General features: G+C 64.1%; 7 protein-coding genes. 1 reads left to right on the top strand and 6 read right to left on the bottom strand.

The window, feature by feature from the left end:
- The first annotated feature begins 127 nt into the window (after positions 1-127).
- Complete coding sequence (locus ACN6NG_RS12935) at positions 128-1441, top strand: alginate export family protein (RefSeq protein ID WP_063423777.1); 1314 nt, start codon at positions 128-130, stop codon at positions 1439-1441.
- Between the two features lie 121 nt (positions 1442-1562).
- Here ACN6NG_RS12935 and qhpG read toward each other — a convergent pair whose 3' ends face one another.
- The 6 genes from qhpG to ACN6NG_RS12905 form a co-directional block, all read right to left on the bottom strand.
- Positions 1563-2855: a flavin-dependent monooxygenase QhpG gene (gene qhpG / locus ACN6NG_RS12930; protein ID WP_474314292.1), complete on the bottom strand. Its 1293-nt coding sequence runs from the start codon at positions 2853-2855 to the stop codon at positions 1563-1565.
- Positions 2848-3525: a subtilisin-like serine protease QhpE gene (qhpE, locus tag ACN6NG_RS12925; RefSeq protein ID WP_063423778.1), complete on the bottom strand. Its 678-nt coding sequence runs from the start codon at positions 3523-3525 to the stop codon at positions 2848-2850. Before qhpE ends, qhpG begins: the two co-directional genes overlap by 8 nt.
- Complete coding sequence (locus tag ACN6NG_RS12920) at positions 3515-5248, bottom strand: ABC transporter ATP-binding protein (RefSeq protein WP_063423779.1); 1734 nt, start codon at positions 5246-5248, stop codon at positions 3515-3517. Before ACN6NG_RS12920 ends, qhpE begins: the two co-directional genes overlap by 11 nt.
- A gap of 1 nt (position 5249) precedes the next feature.
- Positions 5250-7160 carry a sigma-54-dependent Fis family transcriptional regulator gene (locus ACN6NG_RS12915; protein WP_063423780.1) on the bottom strand — a complete coding sequence of 637 codons (1911 nt, stop codon included), beginning with the start codon at positions 7158-7160 and terminating at the stop codon, positions 5250-5252.
- 386 nt (positions 7161-7546) lie between these two features.
- Positions 7547-8926 (bottom strand): hypothetical protein, encoded by a 1380-nt coding sequence (locus tag ACN6NG_RS12910; RefSeq protein ID WP_063423781.1) that lies wholly within the window; start codon positions 8924-8926, stop codon positions 7547-7549.
- A 211-nt stretch (positions 8927-9137) separates the two neighbouring features.
- Positions 9138-9989 carry a CsgG/HfaB family protein gene (locus ACN6NG_RS12905; RefSeq protein ID WP_063423782.1) on the bottom strand — a complete coding sequence of 284 codons (852 nt, stop codon included), beginning with the start codon at positions 9987-9989 and terminating at the stop codon, positions 9138-9140.
- Positions 9990-10004: the final 15 nt, after the last annotated feature.

Here is a 10004-nt window from a genome sequence, read left to right as displayed (position 1 = left end):
CGGCAAGCCAGCTCCCACAGGTATCCACTGCCCTCAGGTCCTGTGCCGTACTTGTGGGAGCTGGCTTGCCGGCGATAGGGCCGGTACAGGGAATACAAAACAACAATAAAAACCATGGAGCAAAACCATGAGGCACACACTCGCCTGCACATTGGCCCTGCTGTTAACCGCACCCGCCAGCCAAGCCTACGAGCTGTACAACCAGCACGGCACCACCCTCAACGCCGACCTCGAAGCCCTGTTCGGCACGTTCCACAGCGACGAAAGCTTCAATCAGGCCGGCAACCGCCAACCCGGCAGCACCGCCTGGCAGGAAGGCTACGTAAAATACGGCCTCAGCGGCAGCCAGGCCCTGGCCGATAGCGGGGCCGTGTACGGCGCCTTCAACCTGCTCAGTTCCGCCACCTGGGGCGATGGCGATGCTGCCGGCCTGACCCTGGGCGATGAGCGTCGCACCGCCATCGAAGATTTGTACCTGGGCTGGCGCTCGGCCAACCTGTTCCCGGCGCTGGGCGAAGACGGCGTGGACATTTCTGGCGGCCGCCAGGTGGTGACGCTGGGTGACGGCTTCCTGATCCAGGGTGACCCGGTCAACCTCGGCAAGGTCGACCTGGGTGCCAACTTCGACCGCGGCGGTGCCTACTACCTGGCCGCACGCAAGGCCTTCGACCGCACCGCCGTGCTGCGCCTGGGCGGCAAACAGGGCTGGCGCGGCGACCTGATGTGGCTGAAGTCCGACAACCACTACCAGGCCGACACCTCGCTGGCGGTGGCCAACCTGGAACACGTCGCCGACGCCGGTACCCTTGGCCTCAGCTGGATCCGCGGCCTGGACGTGGACCAGCGCTACGCGCAGATCATGGGCCTGGAGCACCGCGACGGCATGGACACCGCCAGCCTGCGCGGGCGTGGCAACCTGGGCGTGAAAGACTTGGAACTGGCCGCCGAATACGTAACCCAGCACCGCACTGGCGGGCGCGAGAACGCCTGGTACCTGGAAGGCAACTGGACCTTTTCCGAACTGCCCTGGACACCCACTGCCACCTACCGCTACAGCCGCTTTTCGAAAGACTTCGACCCGCTGTTCTACGGCCTGAGCCGTGGCTACGGCACCTGGTTCCAGGGCGAAGTGGCGGCCAACTATGCCGGGCCGTTCAACAAGAACAGCCAGGTGCACCACGTGGCGCTGAAAGGCAAGCCACGGGACAACCTGACCGTGGGCGCGCTGTACTTCGACTTCGACACGCTGGACACCGACCAGGGCAACCTCGGTGGGCGAGAGCTGGACCTGTATGTGGAATGGATGGTCAATGACCACCTGCTGATCAGCCCGCTGGTTGGGTTCTACAAACCGGAGCGCAGTGCGGCCAATGGCGGTACGCAGCTGGGTGGGACGGACACCGGGACCTATATGCAACTGGTGGTCGGGACCTTCTTCTGACCCAAGATTTTGGGGCTGCTTTGCAGCCCAATCGCGACACAAGGCCGCTCCTGCAGGCCGTACGCAGCCCCCTGTAGGAGCGGCCTTGTGTCGCGATGGGCCGCAAAGCGGCCCCAAAATCTCAAACCAACCCCTGCTCCCCCAACCACCGCCGCACCATCCTCTGCTGTTCACCCGCAAGCCCCGACAACACTGCCTCAACAGGCCGGCCACTACGTATTTCCCGGACCACAGGCGCCAACTCCACCCCCTGCAAATGCCACACACCCAACGGCTGGTCCGCCGTCACCACCACCTCGGCCGCATCCACTAGCCCATCACGCAGTACAGGCCGCCGCTCAATGCGTGCTGCCTGCCAATCAGCCGCCTGATGCAAGGGCTGCGCATCCGGCCAGCCTTGGCGCCCAGCCCAGAACGGCTGCCCCGCCCGGCTCTGCTCCTGCCCGTAGAAATCCCGCCCGATCCGGGCAAAGCGCAAGAACAGCTGCTCGACCCGCTGCTGGTGAAACTGCCGCGCCAGCCCTGCCCGTCCAGGCCTGCGCAGCAACGTATTGATCACCACCGGCGCCTGCAACGCCGAAGACAACGACTGGAAGATCCCGTTGCCCGACAACGGGTCAACGGCCATCGCGGCATCGCCCACGCGTATCCAGTCCTGCCCAACGCACTCACCGGCCAAAATGGCGGTGCTGCTACGTGCATGCACCTGCGCCGGTGCCAACGCCTGGGCATCGAACAGTTCGGCGACCAGCGCACTACGGGCACGCCGCGCAGCGCAGTAATCCGCCAACCCGGCCTTGCTCGGCAACCCGCTAGCGTCCTGGGTAACCTGCCAGTAACAGCGGCCATCTTCCAGCCGTGCCATCCACGCCCAGCCATCCTCCAGGCTTTCCACCGCTGAAGCAGGCGCCCCAGCGCTGCCCTGCCAGACATTGAGCAGGCTGACGGTCTCGGGCCCGCGCAGGCGGTCTGGGGTCAGCGGGGCCTGGCGGCCTCGGGCCTCGACGAGGAAATCAGCGATCAGTACCTGCCCATCGTCCAGACGAACTTGGTGACCGCCCTCGTGCACGACCTCCCGCACCCGCCCCTCGACCACACTCACGCCTGCCCGCAGAAGGTCTTCGCGCAGCGCCCGGTCAAAGCGCTGTCGGTCGAGCAAGAACTCCTGGTTCATGTGCAACTGCTGGCCGTTCCAGTGCACTTGCCGGGTGGCCGGCATGGCCGCCTGGCTCAAGGCGCCGCCAAGGCCTGCGTTACCCAAGCCCTCCAACACCCGCTGAGAAACACCTTCGACCGCAGCGAAGCGACGCCACTGCGATACCACAGTGACCGCATAGCCCAGGCGCCGTAAGCCAATGGCCGTGGCGGCACCCGCAGGGCCTGCCCCCAGCACCACAATGCGCGGCTCAGGCATGGCTGGCACCTCGTCGCTCAGGGCCGGTAAACGCTGCATTGCGGCGCAACCAGTCATGAACCTGTTGGCGGTTCATACCCGGTTCCTCATGCAGCAACGCTGCAATCCTGCCGCTCAAGGCGGCACAACCCAAGCTCGCGCCCGCCCGGCCGCCCGCCCCTACATAACCGCCAAAGTCCGCCTGCCGGGTGCCAAGCCAGGACCACTGGCCGGGCGCGCAACGGGCATCACCGGTAACCCGGACCACCCCCGGGTAGCTAGCCGGGTACACTGGCCCGCCCTGCGCCGGGCTGGATGCACACAACAGCACACCCGCAGCCAAGGCCTCGGTGCAGGCCTGGTGCAGTACAGGCCGGTCCTGCTGCAAGCCCAGGCTGAGGTTGACCAGCGTTGCCCCCGCCTCCACCAGCCACAGCAGCGCAGCGGCCACCTGCAAGGCGCTGGTGCTGGCCTGGGTGCTGAACACCTGGGCCACCAGCACCGGTACCGGCCCGGCCTCATGCTGCAAGCTGGCAAGCACCTCACGGCCGTGCCCCAACTGGTCGGGCAGCATTTCGCCTTCTCGCAACTGGCCGTCCTCCAGCCAGAAACGGCGGGCGTCGAGCACGCCATTGGCCTGCTCAGGCGAGCAGCCGCTATCGATGACGCCAATGCGCAAGTCAGTGCCCATGCTTGACCACCTCCTGGGGCAGCACCTGCAACTGGCCATCATGCAGCTGCAAGTGCAGGTCGGCATCGGCCAATGTCGAAGCCCGGTGGCTGATCAGGATGCGCGTGCGGCCGGCGAACAGTTGGTCGATGGCCGCGATCACTTCGCGCTCGGTGGCTTCATCCACCGCCGAAGTGGCCTCGTCCAACACCAGAATCGCCGGGGCCTGCAGCACTGCGCGGGCGATGGCGATGCGTTGCTTCTGCCCGCCGGACAACTGCTGGCCACGCTCACCCAACAAACCATCCAGGCCCAGTGGCAGGCTGTCGACCAGGCTGTCCAGCCGTGCCAGGCGCACCACCCGCTCCAGCTCTGCACGGCTGGCCTCGGGCACGCCGTAGGCCAGGTTCTGCGCCAGGGTGCCACGGAACAGTACGATGTCCTGGCTGACCACCGCGATGCGTCGGCGCAGCGCGGCCAGGTCCAGCTCGCGCAGGTCGGTGCCGTCCAGCAGGATGCGCCCGGCGTCGGGGTCGTAGAAGCGTTGCAACAGGTCGATCAGGGTCGATTTGCCCACCCCCGAGGCACCACTGATGGCCACCTTCAGACCGCCCGGTACGCACACCTGCACGTTGTTCAGCACCGCCCCTTGCCGCCCTGCGTGGGCAAAGCTCAATGCCTCAAGGCGCAACTCACCTGGGCCATCTGGTATAGGCCGCGGGTTGGCCGCAGGGCGCACCGCCACGGCCTCCTGCTTGAGCTCCATCACGCGCCCCAGGCTCACGGCCATGCGCTGTACCGCCACGTACAGCCCCAGCAGGCTCTGCACCGGCCCTACGGCCATGCCCATGTAGGTCGAAAAGGCGATCAATGCACCCAGTTGCCAGGTGCCCTGGATCACCCACCAGCCACCGACCAGAAACGCACAGGCGCGGCACCACGAGGTCAGGGTGCCGGGGATGGCCTGGGTGAAGAATTCGGTCACCTGCACCTTGAGCAGCTGGCGCATATAGCCCTGGCCCAGCTGGTCCAGGCGCCCTGCCTCACGGTCTTGCTGGCCGGCGGCCTGGATAAATTTCATCGCCGGCAGGGTCTCGACCAGGAACGACGACACATCCGCCGAGCGTTCGCGCAGGTTGCGCACTTCGCGCTCCACCTTGCGCCGCATCCAGCGCAGCCACAGCACTTCGATCGGCACCAGCAGCGCCAGCAGCAACGACAACTGCCACGACAGCATCAACATCAACGCCACCGCGCCCACCAGGCCAATCACGGCAGACACGGCCGAGAACAGCGAGTCCACGGCAAAGCGCTGTATCTCCGCCACGTCGCCATCCAACCGCGAAAGAATGTCGCCGGTGCGCCGCCGCCCGTAGAAAGTCGGCGACAACTGCTGCAAATGGCGGTAAAGGTCATCACGCAAGGCGAACAGAATGCGCCCCGACAAGCGCGTATGCAGGTAGCGGTTGATCCCGGCCAGCACAGTGCCCACCAGCCCCGCGCCAATCATGATCGCCGCCATATGCCAGAGGGTCTGGTAATCCTTGGCCAGCAGCCCATCGTCGATGAGGGTCTTGACCAGCCAGGGTTGCGCCAGGGCCAATAGCGAGGCACCCAGCGACAAGCCCAGCAACAGGCCGATAGCCCGCCGATGAGGGCGGACGAAACCATACAGCCAGGCCAGAGCCTTGCGCATGAGTACAGGGTCGCTGGACTCCACCAGCCTTGCGAACAGGCCGCCCACGTCAGCCGCGCAACTGCTTGAGTTTGCGGTACAGCGTCGCCCGGCTGATCCCCAGCGCCTCGGCCGCAGCCGAAACGTTGCCCTGATGGCGCGCCAGCGCGCTGCGGATCAGCTCCAGCTCGTTGTCCTTGAGGCTGCCAGAGGGCGCCGTGCCGCTGGCCAGTTCGTCCAGCATGCAGTCGGTGAGGTGGTCCAGGGTCAGCACCTGCTCGCCGTCCTCGCGCATGGCCAGGGCCGTGCGTACCACCATTTCCAGCTGGCGGATGTTGCCCGGCCAGTCGAAGCCTTCGAGCAATGCGGCCAGTGCCGGGTCCAGGGTCACGCCACGGGCATCGGCCTTGTCCAGCAGGCCCTGGATGATCGCGGCCAGGTCATCGCGCTCGCGCAGCGCCGGCAGGCGCAGCGACACACCATTGACCCGGTAGTACAAGTCTTCGCGAAAGTGCTGCTCCTGCACCAGGCGCTTGAGGTCGCGGTGGGTGGCGCAGATCAGCGCCACGTCGATATCCTGCTCGTCCCCCGCCCCCAGCGGCGCCACTCGCCGCTCCTGCAGTACCCGCAACAGGCGCGCTTGCAGGGCCAGCGGCATGTCCCCGATTTCGTCGAGGAACAGCGTGCCACCATGGGCCTGCATCAGCCGCCCGACCATGCCGCCCCGGCGGGAGCCTGTGAAGGCGCCCTCGCGGTAGCCGAACAGCTCGGACTCGATCAAGCCTTCGGGGATGGCTGCACAGTTCACGGCCACAAACGGTTTGTCAGCGCGCGGGCTGGCCTGGTGCAGGGCCCGGGCGACCACTTCCTTGCCGGTACCGGTCTCGCCCAGCAGCAGCACTGGCAGGCCATTGCCCAACCCTTGGCGGGCCATGCGCAGGTTGCGCGCCAGACGTGGATCGCCACCGGCCAATGCATCGAGCGCGGGAGACTGCTTGCCGAGCGTCGGTTTGCTGGCTGGCGTACTGCTATTCACCCGGCCATGACGCGGCAACTGCAAAGCACGGAAGTAGAACTCGCCTTTAGCCGTCTGCACACTGCTCACCCCGCCCTGCCACAGGCGTGCAATAAACGCGGGTGAACGTTCGCCGAGCAGGTCCGTACTGTGCCGGCCGATCAGCTCATGGCGCGGCACCTGCAATAGCTGGCAGGCACTGTCGTTGGCCGCCAGCACCTCACCGTCCAGGCTCAAGGCCAGCAGGCCATGCCAGGCACTGTTGAGGTATTGCGGGCGGCTGTGGAAGGCCAGCACCAGTTGCTCCGGGTGGCACAGGCCGAACATACGGCTTTCGATGTTGCCGGCGGCCAGCATCAGCGTCGACAGGCTGTCCTGCGGCTGCGCCATCACCCCTTCGCGGGTGATGTCGAGCACACCGATCACCTCCCCACGCGGGTCGCGCAGGGGCACCGAAGTGCAGGAGAACGGGCTGAGGCGGTCGAGGTAGTGTTCGCCGCAGTTGATCAGCGTCGGCCGGCCTTCCACCACCGCCGTGCCAATGGCGTTGGTACCGCGCAGCGACTCGCTCCAGCAACTGCCTGGGTGCAGGTCGCGCAAGCCCTCGCGCTGCAACACGTGCTTCTGCCCTTCGATGGCCAGCACGTTGGCCTGGGCATCGCCAAGGATGACGATACCGGCCTTGCCCTGGCGTGCGACCAGGTAGTCCAGCTCCGGGGTGACGGCGTCGAGCAACAGGCGGTTGCGCTCCAGCAGCATACGCAGGTCATGGCCCTGCTCCAGGCCCAGGCCGACCTGCTCGCCCTGCAGGCAATCCAGGCCGTGGCCCAGGCTACGGCGCCAGGAAGCGTCTATCTCGTCGCGCAGCATGCCCAGCGGTAGTTCGCCTTCGCTGGCCAGCTTCAGGCGGGCCTGGCGGGATTCGTGCAGCGGGTCGTGGGCGTTTGTTATTAGTTGTCGCGCCATTTTCTACTCCGGCTGTGCCCTGCAAGGTGGCGGGGTACGGGCTTGGGAATTTTCCGCAGTGTGCGGGAGAAATGGCTGGGCGTCATCTGGTTGATGGGTTGAGGGGGGGTGTCATGGATCGCCGGGTGTTCGGCTGAGGTTTTGTGTGGGCGCGTGAATCGAGCGCCGCCCGCGCGGCGCATCGCGACGCAAGGCCGCTCCCACATTTGTTGCAACGTGCCGAACCTGTGGGAGATGGGTTGCCGGCCTTGCTCGTTACCTGAAAACTGGCGCTGCCCTGTAGGAGCGGCCTTGTGTCGCGAACGGGCTGCAAAGCAGCCCGGGAGTGTCAGCCATGATGCACATATCGCCGGGTCTTTCCCACAGTGCGACCAACATAAAGGCTGTTATCGCGCTTGCGCCTGCGTGACTTTCAGGTTGTCTATGACCATTCTCGGGTTCTCGCCATCTTCAACCATATAAAGGTGCAGGATTTCAGGGCCGTCGACGGTAAGTTCATCCGATCCATAATGCATACCTTCACGGTCATTCAGCAGCCTGTGGTTGTCGGTAAACGAGAGATCTCTTGTGCATACATCACTGCAGCCCCAGTCGTAACTGACGCGGCGACGCCCGTTACCAGGCAGTAAAATCTCCGTTGAACCTTCAAACTTGAGATGTTTTGCGCTTATCGAGCTTCCACCGCCCCCGTGCGAGTCATCGCTGACTTCCCCCGTGCCATGCAATATGAATGTCGATCCGTCAACTTTGAATTCTTTTCGCTCACCGATCTGCTCGGATTCAAAATCAACGTCAGAGGTGACGATGGGTCTTCCCACCGCCTGGTCTTCCTCGTCGTAGGTAAACTGCATGACCTGGTCCTTTGCCGTAGGAAGCTTGATTCGGATGACAGGAACCGCCTGGCCATAAGCTGCGTGATAACGGACCTGGTCAAATTGCGCCAGCAATCCCGCTTGCGTTTGCCCCTCCACATAGAAAAATGCATACAAAGGCAAGTCTGCGCCCACGCCAACTTTCCATACGGGGAGCAAAATCTCGTTGTAGCCCATCCATGCGTCTGCGCTCAACCCCGCCCTGACTTTTATCGGCATCTCGAACCACTGCGCCTTCATGTTAGCGGGGGCTTCGCGCAGGTCCCATCCGCAGACTCTGGACTTCACGATGTCATCGTCGCTGTACGTTGCCAGCCACGCATCGGCATCCGTTACACCGACTTTCTGGCACGCATCGGTGGTGGCTTCAAACCCGTCTTGCGGTCCGCAACCGTTCGCCGTATCGCGGTTGTCCGTTCCGCCATCTATTGGGAACGTGCACAACACTTCAAGATCGCGAATCTTGTTGTGCGGGATGGCCTGCAGTGGCGGAAACAAAAAACCATTGAAGCGTTCCGCCGCCCTGCCGAAGTTGGTATCGCGGCGCACCCAGGAAAACGCGATGGCGCCTTTGTCCAAGTGCTTCTGGCTCGGGTCCCAAGGTAGAAAGCCTGTGCTGAAGCCCGTGGCACGCATTTCGATACCGCTGCACAGGTAACTCGGTTTATCAGGCCCGCCGCACTCTTCGGTGACGGAATCATACCAAACCTTGAGTTGCGCGATTGCCTGCTCCCCGCGCTTGTTCAGCGCGGTCAACTGCTGTGATTTGGCTGTTTCACTTATCAATAACTGGGTCTGTGCGACTGGGCGGGGAGCCTGCACAGAGGGCGTATGCGCCCCGCAACCGACCAAACTACCAATGATTAAAAATAGCACCCATGTCCGGGTCATCATTACCGAGCACCTTTTCCATGTCATCTCCGCCCGCACATTGAGATATGTACGGGGCATTGATGCTATTTGCTCACAGTAAAAAAATGACGGCTACTGGCAGTTCTATCGGGTCATGGTCATGTCGTTAGCGATGCGGCGATGATGAATATGCAAGATGGCACGTGCACCGGCCTCTTCGCGGCTAAACCCGCAAAAAGGCCCCCAAGGTCGATTAATGCTGCTGATTCTGGCTGAGGTACTTGTCCACCGTAGCCTTGCCCTCCCCCGCATCCCCCGCCACCTGCCACAGCCGCCGCTCGATCCCCTGCGCCAGCAAGTGCCCCACTGCCGATTCGATTGCCGACAGCACGCACAGCTGTGCCGGTTCGTTGGTGGTATACCCCACCTCGGCTTCCAGCAGCTTCTTGAACTCGATGAACTTGAACACCCCGGCGCTGCGGCCGACCGAGTAGATGGTCTTGCTGGTCATCACATTGGCCAGCACCTGCCCGGTGCGCACGTCCACCGCACGCAGGTTCACGGTTACCTGGTCCACCCGGTACTCGCGGGAGATGTCTATGCCCAGGTAGCGTGCACCCTCACCGCCGCTGCGCACGTTGGTGTCGTAGGCGATGATGCCGCCCTCCAGCATCAGGTTGGCGGCCTGCAGCGGTGGCAGTTCGCCCATGATGTTTTCGGCTACATCCGGCTTTTTCTGCGAAGCACGGATGATCTTGCGCTCGGTCAGCAGGTTCTGCAGGCCTTCACGCTCCAGCACCACGAACCAGCCGCTGGCACTGAGGGCATCCATCAGCATGCTGGCCGCGCCCTGGGTGACGCTGGTGGAGAACGAGCTGGCCGGGGTGGGCTTGTACTGCCCGGTCTGATCGCGGAAGCCGTACACCACGGCCATCAGCCGGCCTTTGGGCCGTGGCATGTTGATCAGGTCGTAGTAGGTCGAGGCCCGGGGTGTCAGGGTCGGGGTTTCCGAGTCCTGTTCGGCCGACATGGGTTCGCGCAGGCTGCAACCAGTTTGCAGGCCAAGGGCGGTGAGGATCAGCAGCGTGCTCAGCAGACGTTTCATGGTGTTCTCTCCCCA

Source organism: Pseudomonas sp. TSO6, from assembly GCF_056098905.1.
Note: the sequence above shows the minus strand (reverse complement) of the source record. Positions and strands in the feature narration are given on the sequence as shown.

Excerpts from the sequence above, each read along its gene's own strand:
- ACN6NG_RS12935 (WP_063423777.1), top strand. The coding sequence starts at position 128 with ATGAGGCACACACTCGCCTGCACATTGGCCCTGCTGTTAACCGCACCC.
- qhpG (WP_474314292.1), bottom strand. The coding sequence starts at position 2,855 with ATGCCTGAGCCGCGCATTGTGGTGCTGGGGGCAGGCCCTGCGGGTGCC.
- qhpE (WP_063423778.1), bottom strand. The coding sequence starts at position 3,525 with ATGGGCACTGACTTGCGCATTGGCGTCATCGATAGCGGCTGCTCGCCT.
- ACN6NG_RS12915 (WP_063423780.1), bottom strand. The coding sequence starts at position 7,160 with ATGGCGCGACAACTAATAACAAACGCCCACGACCCGCTGCACGAATCC.
- ACN6NG_RS12910 (WP_063423781.1), bottom strand. The coding sequence starts at position 8,926 with ATGATGACCCGGACATGGGTGCTATTTTTAATCATTGGTAGTTTGGTC.
- ACN6NG_RS12905 (WP_063423782.1), bottom strand. The coding sequence starts at position 9,989 with ATGAAACGTCTGCTGAGCACGCTGCTGATCCTCACCGCCCTTGGCCTG.